This window comes from Thiomicrorhabdus sp. ZW0627 (genome assembly GCF_029767005.1).
Lineage (GTDB): Bacteria > Pseudomonadota > Gammaproteobacteria > Thiomicrospirales > Thiomicrospiraceae > Thiomicrorhabdus.
Map to the genome: position 1 here is coordinate 729,921 of NZ_JARUQR010000001.1, position 17,105 is coordinate 747,025.

Consider the following 17,105-nt stretch of genomic DNA (forward strand, 5'->3'; position numbering starts at 1 on the left):
AGTCACGCTCAATCAAAAGCGGAACGGCAATTCCGGCACTGGCTGCAACTGCTTGTCATCCAACCAGTAGACGTTCGGCAACAACTGCAACTCTCCATAAGAATCGCTGATCAGCTCGCCTAAAGGCGAATATTCAATAATCTGTTCGGGTTCTAAAATGCGGAAATTATTGACGATCTTTGCCGACAACTCTCCTAAAGCATAAAACAGGCCAGTTTTGCTTTCGATAACATTTTCTTCGGCATCAGAGTCGTCCATTTGAGTTAAATAAGGGGGAAGGAAGGCGTAAGTCTGCTGCCAGGCACCAAGGTGTGCCTGAAGCTCTAAACGGGAAGGATAGACGGATGGGTACCATAAGTTCAAGGTACGATTCAGATGGTAAAAATCGATTAGGGGCTTCACCTGAACAGCGTCCCCACGGCTCAGAAAATCGATCACAACATCGATATCCTGACGAGCACGCGGTTCAAACTCCAGACGGGTCTGCAGGGTCTTTTGCAGCCAGTTATGACGACTCATGGAGCTTTGAATATTCAATGCAGTATTGACTGCCTGATCGACCCTGTCCGTCACGACGATGGATTCATAAGAAGTATAGGGGTTCTCTTTCAACCAGGCCTGCTGGAATTTCTGCTCGAGTTTTTCGGAGTGTTCAGAACGGTCTTTAAGAACAAGAAGGTGGTTATAGCCGCCTTTTTCAATAAAGGCCTGCAACTGTGGCAATCCTGACATCTTACTCGGTGAGAGTCCCTTTTCGTTTTGATTGAAATGATCTAGCTGATTCAGGTAAAGCGTCGGAATATTGGTATTTAACGCTTGCCATGCCAGAGAACGCGACCGATCCAACGGACCGATAATGAAGTCGGGCGAATACAGCTTGACCAACTCCCAAAGCTCGAATAAGTTATCGTAAATCGCAGTATCCAATACGACTGGCTGCTTCGAAAGCGGCCAGTTTTCCGTAAGTCCGGATAGAATTGTTTCACCCACAACCGAATACTCGCCGCTCAGCGGCAACAATACGACCACCGTGCCATTCATATCCGGCAAGTGAAACGACGCCTCAACAGAAACGGAAGGTTTAGGCTTATTTTCCTGCTCTTTCAGAAACGCCTTGAGCAATTCGAAACGTGCTTTGTAGCCAGGAATCAAATCCATCTCGTCGAGCTCTCGAATGTATCGCTTGAGCCCTTCGACATCACCATTGTTACGCGCCAGTTCGGCACGCAATAAAACAATTTCCTGATCGATCTGTTCGATTTGCTGTTGCAAAGAGAGTTTCGGCTTTTCCTCCTGCCCGGCAAGGCTTGCCGCAGGCGCCGCCAATATCAAAGCGCAGCAGAGTGCCGCCCTTTTAAAATAAGGAAAACGGATTGACCGATCTATTCTAAGCATAATCGAAAACAACCTACTTTAATCAAACCGTGTTCCCTCATAGGCTCCACTAAGCCGACAACGACTTGGAAACAATCTCAAACACATCCTTGGAAAGCCCTTTTACGGCTGAAATCTTTTTCAAGGCGGATTTCATCTGCCCCTGACGAAGCTGGTCATAACGCTTCCAGTGCGTAAACGGGGCGACAATACGCGCCGCAACCTGAGGATTAATCTTATCCAGCTTGATCACTTGGTCAGCTAGGAATTCATACCCTTCACCGTCCGCACGATGGAATCCAAGCAAGTTCAAACGCCCGAAAACTCCAAGCACACTTCGTACCCTATTCGGGTTTTCATAGGTGAAATCCGGGTGCGATACTAACGCTTTAACGTGTTCCAACGCATGCACATGATGCGAACCGGCCTGCAAAGCGAACCACTTATCCAATACCAATGGGTCATGCATCCATTTCTGATAAAACTCATCCAGACAGGCCTGTCGATTTTTGTGGTCGGTGTGCGCAATACCATTGAGCGCCGCCAAAACATCGGTCATGTTCTGCTGAGCCTTGAATTGCTCTTCTGCCAGTGTAAAGCGATCTTCCAAAAGTACCAGATAATCCAGACAGACGTTTTTGAGCATACGACCCGCTATATCATCCTTATCGTAACGATAGTCTCCTTGTTGTCCAGCCAGTTCAGCATAAACTGATTCCAACTGAGCCTTAAAGGCACCGGCCATTTGCATACGCAACCAACGTTGAACCTCATAGACGGCATCAACATTGATGGTTTCAAACTGTTCACCGATATACGTTAGGTCCGGCAGAGTCAAAGTCAAAGCGGTCAAGGCACGGTCAGCAGCATGATCCTGTAGAACACCGCTAAATGCAGCCTTCATGGCATCGGAAACCTGCAGTACCTGCTGTTGCTCATAACGGCCGATATTAAGCTTGATTTCGTTCAAAGCCAATGTCTGAAACGCTTCCCAACGTACAAATGAATCGTTGTCGGAACGGCTAAGCAGGCTCAATGCTTCTGCTGAATAATCGAACTCAAGATATACCGGCGCCGAAAACCCTCTTAGAAGAGAAGGAACCGGTTTGGATTCGACATTCTCAAACACGAACGTTTGCGTCTCTTCCGTCATGGTCAGCAAAACCTCTTCGACCCCATTCAGTGTTTCGAAATCCACACCCGGCTGAACCGTGAACGTCAGGACTTCACCGTTTTCTGACAACAAGCCAATCTTAATTGGAATCAACAGCGGCTTGAATTCGCTTTCCTGTTCCGGCAAAGATTGTTGACATTGCAACGTATAAGTTCGGGTCTCGGGATCGTAACGGTCTTCGATACGCAGTGTCGGTGTGCCCGACTGTACATACCAGTTATGCATCTGCGACAAGTCGATAGCATTAGCATCCGCCATTGCATTTCTAAAGTCTTCCACGGTCACCGCCTGACCGTCATGACGTTGAAAATACAACTTCATCCCTTTCTGGAATCCTTCTTCGCCCAACAACGTATGGTAAAGTCGGACCACTTCAGCCCCTTTCTCGTACACGGTCATGGTGTAGAAGTTATTCATCTCGATATAAGACTGGGGTTGAATCGGGTGCGACATCGGTCCGGCATCCTCAGGAAACTGGTTGTTTCTCAAGCGACGGACATCTTCAATGCGTTTCACGGCCGGAGAAAGCATATCAGCGGTAAATTCCTGATCGCGGAATACCGTCAAACCTTCCTTCAACGTCAACTGAAACCAGTCACGACAGGTCACACGATTCCCTGTCCAGTTATGGAAGTACTCGTGACCGATGACGGCTTCAATGCCTTCGTAATCGACATCTGTTGCCGTTTCCGGTTTGGCAAGAACATACTTGGAGTTAAAAACGTTCAGGCCTTTGTTCTCCATCGCCCCCATATTAAAATCATCGACTGCGACAATCATGTAAATGTCCAAATCGTAAATGAGTCCGAAACGATCTTCGTCCCATTTCATTGATTTTTTCAACGACACCATCGCATGCTGACACTTGTCGATATTGCGTTCTTCCACATAAATACGCAATACAATCTTACGACCGTCCGCCGCAATGAAATGATCTTCTATATGCTCCAGATTACCGGCGACCAACGCAAACAGATAAGACGGCTTTTTGAACGGATCTTCCCAGATGGCGTAATGGCGATCGCCTTCCAAATCGCCAGATTCGACCAAGTTGCCGTTAGACAGCAACACCTTGCACGCTTTCTTATCCGCGACAATTTTAGTAGTGAAATAAGTCAGAACATCCGGACGATCCAGAAAATAGGTAATCTTTCTGAAGCCTTCCGCTTCACATTGAGTACAGTAATTTCCGCTACTGCGATACAGGCCTTCCAAAGAAGTATTGGTTTGCGGAGATATCTGAGTGACGACCGTCAGCTCAAATGTCTGCAATTCCGTTTCCAGAGTCAACGTCTCATCATCAACTCGACAGGCCTCGGTCACCTCCTCTCCATTCAACAGCACTTTGATTAATTCAAGCTCTTCCCCCGCCAGGACCAACGGTTGTCCAGGCTGCTCCGCCCGCAACTTCATGGTATTGGTCACCACCGTCTGCTGAGGTTGCAAATCGAATTCAAGAAATACCGATTCGATTGAATAAAACGGGGATTGGTAATCTGCTAAATAATTGACTGTTGGGGCCTCTGTACTCATAACCACTCTTTAATTTTTTAATTTGGTTTTAAAAACAAGAATTATAAACAAAAAAGCCTTCCTGACTAACAAGTCAGGAAGGCTTTACCAAGTTTGATCTGTTTCAGAAATACTTAGTATGAAAACTCTGCACGTCTGTTTTGTGACCAAGCCGCTTCGTTATGACCTTCCGCTACCGGATTATCTTCACCATAACTGATAACGGTGATACGGTCTGCGCTCACGCCTTCCGCGATCAATGCATCCTTAACCGCGTTCGCACGACGCTCACCCAATGCCAAGTTGTATTCACGTGTACCGCGCTCGTCACAATGACCACTTACAGTCACTTTCGCACTGCTGTCCGCCATCATGTATTCCGCGTTGGCTTTGATAACATCGAAAAATTCAGATTTCACTTCAGAACGGTCGAAATCGAAACGTACAACCATGCCAGCCAGTTTCGCCTGCATGTCATTCAAATCTGTTGATTTAGCCGAGCTCTGATCTGCAACCGAAGTTTCGACAACGGTCTTATCCATCACTTCCTGATTTGCCGCTTCAGCATCGCCTTCTGCAGTTGGAGTCGAGCTACATCCCGCAAGCATCAATCCTAGAAAAGCCGCTGAGAATAATAGTTTTAAACTTTGTACTTTCATTTCATCCATCCATTTCTTTTTTTAAAAAACTTTTTAGGTAAAACCAACATTAACCATACATACTATACAGCTTTTACGCTGGAGTTAGAATCACAAAAATGACTGCCGGCCAAAGTTCTAAGGGCGACTTCGTCATGAATCTGCAATTCTTTCTTTTTCCACGTGACAACGTTGTCTTGATGAAGTTTGGCCAGAATTCTGGAAACCGTCTCTGGTGTCAAACCTAGGTAAACAGCTACGTCCCTGTGCAGAATACTTAAACGAAACTCAAGGTAGTGGTAGCCTCGGCTTTTGAAACGCTCTGCCATGCTCCAGATGAACTGTGCAATTCTCTGGTCTGCATTCTTCTTGGTCAACAATTCAGAGTGCAAACGCCCTTCCACCACCTCTTTACTCATTATATTAAATACTTGCTGATTCAGATGGGGAATTTTTTGTGATAAATCGCTCAATTCATCGAAAGGAACGGCGCATACACTGGTCGAATCCAATGCCATTGCATTGAACATGTAAACTTTTGACGCAAGCGCATCGATTCCGACAACATCGCCGGGCAAATAGAATCCATGAATGATCTCTTCCCCGCCATCCGAAAAAGAGTAGACCTTTATGACTCCCGCACGGATTGCAAACAGAGAAGTGAATTTATCACCGGCGGAAAACAGCATCTGATTTTTTTGCAAAGGCGCTTTCCTTTGCACAATATCATCAAGTTTATCCATCTCCGTTTTAGACAGCCCGGTTGGAAAACATATTTTTTGCAAGCCGCAATTCAAACAACTTGCGTTAAAAGCCATTTTAACGTCGGTCATAAAACATCGATTCTATTTAGTACATAAACATGATTGTATAGCTTTTAAATTTTTTTTCACCACCGATACACCATTTTTATTTTTTATTTTATTCTGGCAAAGAATTCATCCTGATCTTCTACGCACTTAATCCACTGTTTAAAAAATAAGCAATTTAATATTTATCGGCTAATTTAAAGCACTTAAGTTGCTTTTTATTACGTTACTCACAAAGTTATCCACAGCTTCTGTGGATAATGCACAAGCTAATTAAATGATTTTACGCCCCCAAAAACAATTACTTATATTTCATACAAAACAATACGTTACATACCAAACATAAAACAATATTTAGATATAAAAACTAAAACAGGCTATTTATTTGTCAAGCTTTTTGATGATTTTATTCACTTCATTCCAAAATTATCCACTTGACAAACCAATTATGATCAAAAAAGGCCTACTATGCTAAAATACACACCAATTTCACATCTGCAATACAAGTTCATTTCAAATTACAGAAAAGGTTCAACATGGCAAAAATTCTCGGAATCGGTAACGCTGTTTTAGACATTATCTTAAAAGTCCCACACGCCCTACATGATGACGAAGAACTTCGTGCCAGCCATCGCCATACTCAAATCGGCGGAAACGTCAGCAACTCACTTTACGTTTTATCTCAGCTCGGACACGAAACCTCAATCTGCACAACGACTGGCGGAGACAACGAAGCCAAACAATTAGTCAACGGTCTCAAAGAGCGTAAGATCGACGTTGAGCATATTCAGCGCTTTATAAAAGGACGCACTCCAACCTCTTACGTCACGCTCAATGCTCAAAACGGGCACCGAGCCATCGTGCATTACCGTGACCTTCCCGAACTGAGTTTCGACCACTTCGCGAAAATCGAAATCGAAGAATACGACTGGCTGCATTTTGAGGGGCGTAATGTAGAAAACCTTCAAGGCATGCTCAATATCGCCAAAACCTTTTTGAGTCACCAGCCTATTTCGCTTGAAGTTGAAAAACCTCGTGACGGGATTGAAAGCTTGCTTCCACAAGCCAACCTGATCTTTTTCTCACACCATTACGCCTCCGCCAAGGGGTATGCGAACGGTGAAGAGCTATTGAAGGCGATACAGCCTCAATTGCCTAACAGCAATCTGATTTGCACCTGGGGGGATCAAGGAGCCTGGTTATGCCCGGCAAACGGTAGCATTTCCCACGTACCGGCAGAAACGGTCACACCGGTTGTTGATACCTTAGGTGCCGGCGATACGTTCAATGCAGGCGTCATACACCACCTGATTTCCGGTTCTTCTTTAGCGGAAGCGGTAAAAGCGGCAAGCCAGTTAGCGGCACAGAAATGTCTTAAGCATGGGTTAGACAACCTGCTTGAAGCCATGGAGCCTGCCAAGCCGATTGCCAACATCAACAAACTGAGCAACGCCAAGACAATGGTTGTCGATACGGACAACGGCCCGAACTCGGTGGTTCTAATCAAATACGAAGATGGCGTGAAGGCCTATGTGAACAACTGCCCTCATCAGGACGTACCACTGAACGAAGCCTACAAAATTGACGTCAATCCTTTTGAAAAAACCATGAAATGCTCGGTTCACGATGCCTTCTTCAGAATCGAAGACGGCGTCTGCATTGAAGGTCCTTGCTGGGATGAAGCATTAGAAGCGGTTGAAGTCCGAGTAGATGACAAAGGCGACATTTACCTGGTATAAGAACTCTTAACAACCCTAAAAAACAAAACCCGACAGGCCTGTCGGGTTTGAAAAAGAACTTCTATTCAAAGCAAGAAGCACTAAAAGAAGAAGTTTAGAAACGATTATCCTAAGTGACGCTGTCGGTAAGCTTCGTAAAGTGCTACGCCCGTCGCAACGGAAACGTTCAAACTCTCTGCCACACCCTGCATCGGAATGGCCGCCAAATGGTCGCAAGCTTCTTTCGTCAAACGTCTCAAGCCGCTTCCTTCCGCCCCCATCACAATACCGATGGAACCCGTCAGATTGTGCTGATAGATCGTTTGATCCGTTTCACCAGCTAGACCAATCATCCACATTCCCTCTTGCTGCATCGCCTTGATGGTACGAACCAGATTGGAAACGACAATCAGATTGACGTTTTCTGCCGCTCCTGACGCTACTTTACGGACAGTCGCATTCATACCGACGGAATTGTGTTTTGGAATGATGACGGCATCTACGCCTACCGCATCTGCGGTTCGCAGGATAGCGCCTAAATTGTGAGGATCCTGAACTTCATCCAAAAACAGGAACAGTGGCTGATCCAGCTTTTCAATCAATGTAGCTAGATCGCTTTCGTTCATTTCGGGTCTTGATGCCACCAAAGCCATGACGCCCTGATGATTGCCGTCGACCTGATTGAATGCCGACTTGGATACGAACTCAGCGGTCAAACCTAAAGATTTGGCCTGATCCACCAACGACTGCTGGCGATTGTTCAGTCTGCCTTTGATGACACTTAAACGGTAGACCAGATGCGGTGATTGCTTGACAAACTTCTCAACCGCGTGCAAACCATAAATGATGTCCTGCTTCACGATTTACCTTTTGAGCTACGGGAACCGCGTTTCTTCTTATTGTAGTAACGCTTCTTTCTACGCTTCTTTTTCTCCGCGCCATCTTCCGAAGCACCCTGTTCGTCACCTTCAACAGCTTCCACCTCAGCAGACACTTCTTCAGTAGCAGATTCATCGGCGATAAAACGTAGATCGACTTTTCGCTCGTCCAGATTAACCTGCGCAACCTGAACTCGTACTCGATCACCTAAACGGTAGACTTTACCGGTACGTTCACCTTTCAGGCAGTGGCGTGCATTGTCGTAATGGAAATAATCTTCACCCAACTCAGTAATGTGAATCAAACCTTCCACATATAAAGGATCGATTTCGACAAACAGACCGAAGTTAGTCGCTGCAGTAATCACCGCATCGTACTCTTCACCTAAACGATGCGACAGGAATTCGCACTTCAAGAAAGTAACGGCGTCGCGTGTCGCTTCGTCCGCACGACGTTCGGTATCCGAACAGTGCGCTCCTAATTCAGCCATCTTCGCGTCATCGTATGCAAATGCCGCCGAACCTTTTTTAGTCCACACATGACTGATTGCACGGTGAATCAACAAATCAGGATAACGACGAATCGGTGACGTAAAGTGTGTGTAATGCTCGTAATTCAAGCCGAAGTGACCTTTGTTTTCCGGCTGGTATACCGCCTGATTCATACTGCGAAGTAGAACCGTCTGAACAAGATGTTCATAAGGCTGATCCTTAACTTTTGCAGCGACCGCGGCATAATCATGACCGGTCGGCTCGTCACCGCCGCCCAATTCCAGACCGAAATCGGAAAGGAAGGTTCTCAGGTTCTTCAAACGCTCTTCCGTTGGCGACTCATGCACACGATACAGCATCGGCATCTTATGCCACTTCAAATAACGCGCAGTAGCCACGTTAGCCATCAACATACATTCTTCAATCAACTTGTGTGCTTCATTACGAACAACCGGCACGATTGAATCAATTTTACGGGCCTCATCAAAGATAATTCGGGTTTCGACCGTATCGAACTCCAAAGCACCGCGCTCTTCGCGAGCTTTCACCAAAGTCTGATATAAGCTATTCAACTCTTCCAAATGCGGGACAAGATCTGCAAACTCCTTTCTGAATTCACTGTCTTTATTTTGAAGAATGTCGTGTACCTGGTTATAAGTCAAACGTGCTTTCGAGTTCATAACTGCTTGGTAAAACTGCGTTCTTTCCAAGGTTCCGTCATCGTTGACGGACATATCAGCTACCATACACAGACGATCCACTTTAGGATTCAACGAGCACAGTCCGTTCGAAAGCTTTTCAGGCAGCATAGGAATAACCCGTTGCGGGAAATAAACCGAGTTACCGCGTAGATACGCTTCCTTGTCCAGAGCTGTCCCCGGCTTAACGTAATGTGAAACGTCAGCAATCGCCACAACCAGACGCCAACCGTTCTTACGGCGTTTTGCAAATACGGCGTCGTCGAAATCTTTGGAATCTTCACCATCGATGGTGACTAGCTGTAAAGCGCGTAAATCCTTGCGCCCTTCCATATCCGCTTCGGTTACAACATCCGGAATCGCTTCCAATTCTTTTAGAAGTTCGTCGGACCAGGTATTCGGAATAGAATGATCATGAATGGCCGAATCGATTTCCATCCCCGGCGCCATGTAATCACCGAGCACTTCGACGATTTTACCGATCGGACCGGAACGCAAAGACGGCTGATGAATCACTTCGACCAGTACGATCTGCTCTTCTTTAGCATCAAGCAGTCCATCTTGCGGAATGAAGACATCCTGTGTGATTCGGGTATTATTCGGTCTAACCCAAGCCAACCCGTCTTCAAATGCCAGACGCCCTAAAATCTGCTGGTTGGCGTGTTCGGAGATTTCGACCACCATCCCTTCGCGACGCCCGCGACGGTCTTCACCGGTTACGGATGCAATGACGATGTCGCCGTGCAAAACCTTGTGCATCTCTTTTTCAGATAAGAACAGGTCTTTACCGCCGTCTTCAGGCACCACGAAACCGAATCCGTCAGGATGACCTAAAACACGCCCCTTGATCAGATCCATTTTCTGCAACAGCCCGAAAGCACCGCGTCGATTACGGACAAGCTGTCCATCTCGAACCATGGCTTTGACGCGTCGGGAAAGTGCCTCGAAACGTTCCTCATCTTCTTCAGGAACTTCGACCAGCTTGGCGATTTCGTAAAGACGCAAAGGTTTCTGTGCTGCCTCTAATGTCTCCGAGATGAACTCACGGCTTGGAATTGGGTTTTCATATTTCTCAGCTTCTCTCTGAGCATATGGATCACGTTGTTCTTGAGATTGTTGACTAGTCACTCGATACCATCTAAGTTAAAGCCCCGTGACCCTTCGAATCGTGCACTTAATCCAACACAAAACAGAGTTCAAACGGGGCTAAATTAATAAAAATTCGCAACATTATACCAAAAAACGGTTACTTTTTATTGCATTACTGTTAATTCTGGCGAAGACGCCCTTTCCTCATCTTCATAAGCCGCATAATACAACTTTTCGATTGCAGATTGTATGACTTCTTCCAAAACCGGGTGATAAAAAGGCATTGTCATCAATTCCGCCACAGTCATTTCGTTCTCCACCGCCCAGGCCAGCAAATGAACAAAATGCTCTGCATGCGGCATGACCATTTCCCCGCCGACCAGCTTTTTGCTCTGCTTGTCGGCATAAAGACAGATCACTCCCTTATCTTCCGCCATCACCATGGCACGAACATTATTATTCTTCAGATAAAAGGTCGACATCACAAGTTTTTCCGGATCCAGCTCATGGTAACAGGTACCGAATACGCCGATATTCGGCTCGGTAAACGCAATCCCAATCGGCGCTTTGCGCCTGAATGCCGTCACTTCCGGATAATTCACCGCATTCAAAGCCGCCATTTTTCCCTCATATCCCGCCTCATGCAGAATCGGGCGATAAGCATTGACGTCCCCAGCCATAAAGACTGCCTGATCGCCGATTTGCATCGTATTCAAATCAAAAACCGGCATCCCCTTTTCATCCAGAGGAACTCCGGCCTTTTCCAAACCGAGCATGTCAATATTAGGACGTCGCCCCAAAGAAGCCAAAACCGCATCCACTTCCACTTCCACTTTGGACGTTTTCACAAGTACCCGGTTGCCTCTTCTTTCAAGTTGAGCGGCTTCACCAAGGTACATCGGGAACTCGTTTGAAATCAACGATTGTGCCTCCTGATTCACTTCGGAAACAAACAACCCGCCAATTCTTTCCAACATTTCAAACCCGTACACCTCGGTTCCCAAACGGGATATAGCCTGTCCCATCTCCAACCCGATCGCCCCCAACCCGATCACAGCAATGCTTTTGGGCAGGTCAACCTGTTCGAAAATGGTATCGCTCGTGTGAAGCAGATCACCTAACGCCTTCCAGGGAGTTGGTACAACAGGTCGAGAGCCGGTCGCAATGATGATTCTTTCCGCCTCGATGATTTCACCATTCACTTCAATCCGATTGGGAGCTACAAACTTGGCGAAACCAGAAATTGACTGACCGGGCTTCAAGGTATCTGTCGTACCGGACTGTACACCGGCCGTAAAAAGGTCTCGGTAACGTCGAACCCGCTCCATCACCTTTGTCACATCAACCGACACAGCTTCAGCACCTTCCAATCCAAATTCATCATATTCACTCCGTTTATGAAACAGATTGGCCGACTGAATCAGCGTCTTGGAAGGCATGCAGCCGACTCGTGCGCAAGTGGTGCCGTAATGGCCACCATTAATAATCACAAAATCATCCGTGCGCTTTCGAATCACTCCAAGTGCGGTCAAACCCGCCGAACCTGCTCCCAGAATCGCATATTCAACCTTTCGCATAAGCCATACCCCACATAAATTTTCTGCTCCACTCCAAGCGCCAAACCACTAAATACATCTTAACGTTTCTTTAGACGGAGTATAAACAATTGCAATTATATCTTAGCCTTATGACACTAATACTAACCCTCACAATATAAAGATGAATTATGACTTGTCTCAGTCTCAAACTTGGCTAAAATGAATCACTCATCATTTCCCATGGCGCCTAGTTTGGTTAAAACAGCTCGCTCGACTAACATATTAATATTTGTAATCGGTTTGGTCACACTAAGCCCGGTTTCACTCGCTCAAAACGCGCCACCCCAAAACACCTCTCTGACAGAACGAATCAACAAGCCTTTCATCGGCGACCTGGATGAGATCCGCCAACGACGAATCCTCAGGGTTTTGGTCAGTAACAACCGCACAAACTTCTTCGATACAAAAAAAGGAAAACGCGGCATCGAGCACGATCTGCTCAAAGCTTACGAAAGTTATCTAAACCGAGGCCCTCGAAAAGAGCGCTACAAAACCCACGTGGTATTTTTGGTTCGACCTTTCGAGCAACTGTTTTCGGAACTCATTCACGGAAAAGGCGACATCATCGCCTCTGGACTGACAATCACGCCGGAGCGCAAAGCGTTTTTGGACTTCACAGACCCCTACATCGAAAATGTACAGGAAATTCTGGTAAGCAACAAGGAAGCTCACCCTATAGAAAAACTGGAAGACCTGTCGGGAAAACAAGTGATTGTGGTCGCAAGCAGTAGCTACATCATCCACCTGCAGATGTTCAATCAATTCCTCGGTCTCAACGGTCTGGAGCCGATCGAGATCGTTAAGGCCGATCCACTAATGGAAGCGGAAGATATACTTGAAATGGTCAACGCAGGCATCTACCAATATACGGTTGTCGACAATCATATTGCCGACATCTATAAACAGACGCTTCCAGAACTGAAAGTCTATGATGACGTGGTGTTTTTTCACGGCGGGCAAATCGCTTGGGCGATCAATCGTAATCTGCCGGAACTGAAAGCTTCGCTCAACCACTTTATCCACTCCTACGCCAAACCGGGAAGATTGCTTGGAAACAGCGTCTATAAAAAATACTTCGAAAACGCCTATTGGATCAAACAGCCGCAACTACTCTCAGAGCTGGATAAAATCGACTGTCTGTCATACTACTTCCAACTCTACTCGGAATTCTATGGATTTGATTGGTTCCTGATCGCGGCACAGGCCTACCAAGAATCCAAATTCAATCCCAAGCTGACCAGCCAAGCTGGCGCTTACGGCATCATGCAAATAAAGCCATCCACAGCAAAATCGAAGAATGTGGGAATAAAGGACATCAAATCCCTGGAAAACAACATCCATGCAGGAATCAAGTATCTGGCGTTTCTAAGGGATAATTATTTCAACGGTGATGAATATTCGGACGAGGACCGTATCAACTTTTCACTCGCCGCGTACAATGCGGGGCCGGGACGGGTTCGTAGAATGCAACGTAAAGCTCAGCAAATGGGGCTAGATCCAAATAAATGGTTCTATAACGTCGAAGTGGTCGCCCGCAACACAATCGGCCACGAAACGGTCGATTACGTAACCAAAATACAAAAAACCAAAATCGCCCTGCAAAGCTACAAAAAACTCTCAGACACCAAAAAAATTCTCAAAGCTTCCCGTATGGAGCAAGAAAATGAACAAACACCCGATACGGAAACACCTGACCCTAACGTTTCTTCAAACACTCAAACCGCCGAAAACAAATAAACCAATCGAACCTGTCTACGCCGGACGATAGACCCTGACATTATCAAACCCTTTATCCTTAAGATACTGAGCATGCAACTGGCTCATCACCCCTTTATCGCAATACAGCAGATACTGTTTAGACTGATCCAGCTTGTCGAATTTCTGATTCAACTCATGAAAAGGAATGGCCATGGACTCGACGTCTTTTAACGGCTGATTCTGTTGCTCCGACTCGGCACGGATGTCGATCACCACAGTATTACCCGGCACCTCATTAAGAATCTCAACATGGGCCGTTTCGGTCACATCGTCGATGATCTTATCAACAGGAATGGTCACCGCAGACTCAATCGCGCGATCCAGAACGGAATAATCGAAACGTGCCGCCTCTTTTTCCATCCGGTCAAAAGAAGCATTGGTTACCGGATTCTTGGAAATCACACCACAGTATTCCGGCATACTTTCCGCAAAATGGCGGGTACCAATCCGATCCGCCAGCGCCATGATTTCCGGTTTATCCATCGTTGCCAAAGGACGCAGCACCAACATATTGGTCACACTGTCGATCACAGCCAGATTTCTTAATGTCTGACTGCTAACCTGAGCCACACTCTCACCGGTTACCAGCGCATCAATGCCCATCTGTTTGGCGACCTTCTCGGAAGCCATCAACATCAATCTTTTCAGAGTAACACCCATATAACTCTCATGAGTGGAACGGAAAATCTCACCGACCACCTCTTCAAACGGAACCGTGACAAAAGAGACCCGGTGTGATGCACCGAAGCGGCTCCATAAATATAATGCCACCTGTTTTACGCCGATCTCGTGCGCCGCGCCGCCCAAATTGAAGAAAATAAAATGGGTTTTCAAGCCGCGTCTCATCGTTAGGTAACTTGCGATCGTTGAATCAAAACCGCCAGACATCAATGAAAGCAACTCGCCTTGCGACCCCATTGGAAAACCACCCAGGCCTGTTCGTTTTGCCGTGACGATATTAACGCTATCCTGATGAATCTCGACTTCGACCTTGACCTCCGGATTGTGCAAATCTACTCCGGCAGGATTCCCCTTTTGATACAAAACCCCACCTATAAAGCGTTCCGCCTCATAAGAACTAAAATCATGGGTTCCGCTTCGTTTGACTCGCACCACAAACGTTTTGCCCTCAATCCAAGACACGGCATATTCAGCCACCTTGTCGGCAATGTCCTGCAATTCCTTGCCTGTCTGATGCTGAATAACCTCCAGTACCTGCTCGACCCCCGGTGTCTGAGTCAAAATCCGTCGAACGGCTTCAAGATATGCATCATCCGCCTGCACTTCGATTTTGTCCCAAAAACGTTTGGTTTGAATTTCCGGATCCACTCTCAGCAACAAAGTCCGCAAATTGTCATGTAACTGACTGATCATTTTCTTTTTGACCGCCGTTCCTTTCACCATAATTTCCGGAAATAATTTAACGATAAATTTCATGACATTCTCTTTTGCTGCTTTTTTTATAGCCGCCTATTTTAACCAATCCAGCCACCCGATATAAAAAAACAATCTTTTATAACCATCAAAAATTGAGGTTAATTTTTCGAAGCGTCGGGCTATGAACTTGTACCTTTTAAAGTCAACATGATAGAATTGCCGCAATTTTTTCAATTAAACATAGAGAGAATCTCGATGAAACGACTAGATCAAGTATTAGCTGCCGATGGCATCTCAGCTGAATTAGAGCTTGTTATCAAAGATGTAATGGTTGCATGTAAGGATATCGCATACAAACTAGGTCAAGGTGAGCTAGCTGGCATCTTAGGCGCAACGGAAGATGAAAACGTTCAAGGTGAAACTCAAAAGAAATTGGACGTTATCTCTAACGACCTATTGAAAGACATCCTGACTTCTAACCCATACGTACGTGGTATCGGATCAGAAGAGGAAGATTACACCGTTGCAGGTAACGCTGACGGAAAATTCCTGGTCACTTTCGACCCTCTAGACGGTTCTTCCAACATCGACGTTAACCTTTCTGTTGGTACGATCTTCTCTGTATTGGAAGCAAAAGATGATAAGTCTGGCGACAACCAAGAAGTATTCCTACAAAACGGTCGCAACCAGGTTGCAGCCGGTTACGTCCTATACGGTCCTTCTGTCATCCTAGTTATGACAACCGGTAACGGCGTAAACTTCTTCACACTAGACACCAACATCGGTGAGTTCGTATTGACCAAGTCAAACGTTACAATCCCTGCCGATACTGCTGAGTTTGCAATCAACATGTCTAACCAGCGTTTCTGGGAACCAGAAATGAAGCAGTACATCGATGACTGTCTACAAGGTGAAGAAGGTCCTCTTGGTAAGCGTTACAACATGCGCTGGGTTGCTTCTATGGTTGCCGAAGTTCACCGTATCTTGGTTCGTGGTGGTATCTTCATGTACCCATACGACAAGCGCGATCCTTCAAAAGCCGGTAAACTTCGTTTGATGTACGAAGGGAATCCAATGTCTATGATCGTTGAACAAGCAGGCGGTGCTTCTTCTACTGGTCGTATGGACATCATGGACGTAGAACCACAAGGTATCCACGATCGTGTACCGGTTGTTCTAGGTTCTAAAAACGAAGTTGAAAAAGTAGTGGCTTACCACAAAGGTTAATCGTTAACCTCACAAGCTTTTACTGTGAACACCCGCTTATGCGGGTGTTTTAGATTTACACGACATTAAATTCAGAATTAAGGAATATAACCATGGGTTATTCAGCTGTTCCAGCAGGGAAAGACCTGCCAAACGACATTAACGTCATCATCGAAATTCCAGCGTTCGCTTCTCCGATCAAATACGAAGTGGACAAGGACACAGACTTGGTTTGGGTTGACCGCATTCAAGGCGCAACCATGCAATACCCTGCTAACTACGGTTACATCAACGACACCTTGGCCAACGACGGTGATCCGGTCGACGTATTGGTCGTCACACCGCACCCTCTAATGATTGGTTCAGTTATTCGTTGCCGCCCGATCGGGATTTTAAAAATGACCGACGACGGTGGTGAAGACGCAAAAGTCGTTGCGGTTCCTGTCGACAAATTGACTCCGATCTACAAAGACATCACTGCGGTAGAACAGATTCCGCTTTTGAAAGAGCAGATCGAACATTTCTTTAACCACTACAAGGCACTTGAGCCAGGTAAGTGGGTGAAAATCGACGGCTGGGGAGACGTTGACGTCGCGCGCGAAGAAATCCTTGCCGGCGCCAAGCAATACGAAGAAAAAAGCAAGGCATAATCCTAAATTGCCCGCCCCATTAAAAGCCCCTTCCAAGGGGCTTTTTCTTTAGAGACTACACACTTTACCGCTTCTGCATTCGCATCCTATTCAGACTCAAAAGAGTTTCAAAAATCCGTCTGACATTCTGTTAT

General features: G+C 46.2%; 12 protein-coding genes. 4 read left to right on the forward strand and 8 right to left on the reverse strand.

Annotated elements, in window-relative coordinates; translation table 11 throughout:
• Positions 1 to 12: 12 nt before the first annotated feature.
• The 4 genes from QCB45_RS03515 to fnr all read right to left on the reverse strand — a co-directional run bounded on the left by QCB45_RS03515 (position 13) and on the right by fnr (position 5,531).
• Positions 13 to 1,395 carry a hypothetical protein gene (locus tag QCB45_RS03515; RefSeq protein ID WP_279419264.1) on the reverse strand — a complete coding sequence of 461 codons (1,383 nt, stop codon included), beginning with the start codon at positions 1,393 to 1,395 and terminating at the stop codon, positions 13 to 15.
• Positions 1,396 to 1,444: 49 nt separating this feature from the next.
• Positions 1,445 to 4,081 (reverse strand): aminopeptidase N, encoded by a 2,637-nt coding sequence (gene pepN, locus QCB45_RS03520; RefSeq protein WP_279419265.1) that lies wholly within the window; start codon positions 4,079 to 4,081, stop codon positions 1,445 to 1,447.
• A gap of 113 nt (positions 4,082 to 4,194) precedes the next feature.
• A complete protein-coding gene (gene pal, locus QCB45_RS03525; RefSeq protein WP_279419267.1) occupies positions 4,195 to 4,719 on the reverse strand; it encodes a peptidoglycan-associated lipoprotein Pal in 525 nt (174 codons plus the stop codon).
• Positions 4,720 to 4,781: 62 nt separating this feature from the next.
• Positions 4,782 to 5,531 carry a fumarate/nitrate reduction transcriptional regulator Fnr gene (gene fnr, locus QCB45_RS03530; RefSeq protein ID WP_279419268.1) on the reverse strand — a complete coding sequence of 250 codons (750 nt, stop codon included), beginning with the start codon at positions 5,529 to 5,531 and terminating at the stop codon, positions 4,782 to 4,784.
• 512 nt (positions 5,532 to 6,043) lie between these two features.
• On the opposite strand from fnr, the gene QCB45_RS03535 reads away from it, so the two are divergent.
• On the forward strand, positions 6,044 to 7,246 hold the full coding sequence (locus tag QCB45_RS03535; RefSeq protein ID WP_279419269.1) for a PfkB family carbohydrate kinase: 1,203 nt from the start codon (positions 6,044 to 6,046) through the stop codon (positions 7,244 to 7,246).
• Positions 7,247 to 7,350: 104 nt separating this feature from the next.
• Here the strand turns inward: QCB45_RS03535 and rlmB are convergent, their stop codons facing one another.
• The 3 genes from rlmB to QCB45_RS03550 all read right to left on the reverse strand — a co-directional run bounded on the left by rlmB (position 7,351) and on the right by QCB45_RS03550 (position 11,959).
• Entirely contained in the window at positions 7,351 to 8,085 is a 735-nt protein-coding gene (gene rlmB, locus QCB45_RS03540) for a 23S rRNA (guanosine(2251)-2'-O)-methyltransferase RlmB (RefSeq protein ID WP_279419270.1), read from the reverse strand.
• Positions 8,082 to 10,421 (reverse strand): ribonuclease R, encoded by a 2,340-nt coding sequence (gene rnr, locus QCB45_RS03545; protein WP_279419273.1) that lies wholly within the window; start codon positions 10,419 to 10,421, stop codon positions 8,082 to 8,084. The genes rlmB and rnr overlap by 4 nt, the downstream gene beginning before the upstream one ends.
• Positions 10,422 to 10,546: 125 nt before the next feature.
• The gene (locus tag QCB45_RS03550; RefSeq protein ID WP_279419274.1) at positions 10,547 to 11,959 is read right to left on the reverse strand and encodes a dihydrolipoyl dehydrogenase; all 1,413 of its coding nucleotides are present in this window, start codon (positions 11,957 to 11,959) and stop codon (positions 10,547 to 10,549) included.
• Between the two features lie 261 nt (positions 11,960 to 12,220).
• Between QCB45_RS03550 and QCB45_RS03555 the strand changes: the two genes are divergently transcribed.
• A complete protein-coding gene (locus tag QCB45_RS03555; protein WP_279419276.1) occupies positions 12,221 to 13,717 on the forward strand; it encodes a transporter substrate-binding domain-containing protein in 1,497 nt (498 codons plus the stop codon).
• Positions 13,718 to 13,732: 15 nt separating this feature from the next.
• On the opposite strand, the gene thiI is transcribed toward QCB45_RS03555, so the two are convergent.
• The gene (thiI, locus tag QCB45_RS03560) at positions 13,733 to 15,175 is read right to left on the reverse strand and encodes a tRNA uracil 4-sulfurtransferase ThiI (protein WP_279419277.1); all 1,443 of its coding nucleotides are present in this window, start codon (positions 15,173 to 15,175) and stop codon (positions 13,733 to 13,735) included.
• 195 nt (positions 15,176 to 15,370) lie between these two features.
• Here thiI and QCB45_RS03565 point away from each other — a divergent pair, with 195 nt between their 5' ends.
• Positions 15,371 to 16,342, forward strand: a complete 972-nt coding sequence (locus tag QCB45_RS03565) for a class 1 fructose-bisphosphatase (RefSeq protein ID WP_279419279.1) — start codon at positions 15,371 to 15,373, stop codon at positions 16,340 to 16,342.
• 92 nt (positions 16,343 to 16,434) lie between these two features.
• Positions 16,435 to 16,971: an inorganic diphosphatase gene (gene ppa, locus QCB45_RS03570; protein ID WP_279419281.1), complete on the forward strand. Its 537-nt coding sequence runs from the start codon at positions 16,435 to 16,437 to the stop codon at positions 16,969 to 16,971.
• Positions 16,972 to 17,105: the final 134 nt, after the last annotated feature.

Excerpts from the sequence above, each read along its gene's own strand:
- QCB45_RS03550 (WP_279419274.1), bottom strand. The coding sequence starts at position 11,959 with ATGCGAAAGGTTGAATATGCGATTCTGGGAGCAGGTTCGGCGGGTTTG.
- QCB45_RS03565 (WP_279419279.1), top strand. The coding sequence starts at position 15,371 with ATGAAACGACTAGATCAAGTATTAGCTGCCGATGGCATCTCAGCTGAA.
- QCB45_RS03535 (WP_279419269.1), top strand. The coding sequence starts at position 6,044 with ATGGCAAAAATTCTCGGAATCGGTAACGCTGTTTTAGACATTATCTTA.
- ppa (WP_279419281.1), top strand. The coding sequence starts at position 16,435 with ATGGGTTATTCAGCTGTTCCAGCAGGGAAAGACCTGCCAAACGACATT.
- pal (WP_279419267.1), bottom strand. The coding sequence starts at position 4,719 with ATGAAAGTACAAAGTTTAAAACTATTATTCTCAGCGGCTTTTCTAGGA.
- fnr (WP_279419268.1), bottom strand. The coding sequence starts at position 5,531 with ATGACCGACGTTAAAATGGCTTTTAACGCAAGTTGTTTGAATTGCGGC.
- thiI (WP_279419277.1), bottom strand. The coding sequence starts at position 15,175 with ATGAAATTTATCGTTAAATTATTTCCGGAAATTATGGTGAAAGGAACG.
- QCB45_RS03515 (WP_279419264.1), bottom strand. The coding sequence starts at position 1,395 with ATGCTTAGAATAGATCGGTCAATCCGTTTTCCTTATTTTAAAAGGGCG.
- pepN (WP_279419265.1), bottom strand. The coding sequence starts at position 4,081 with ATGAGTACAGAGGCCCCAACAGTCAATTATTTAGCAGATTACCAATCC.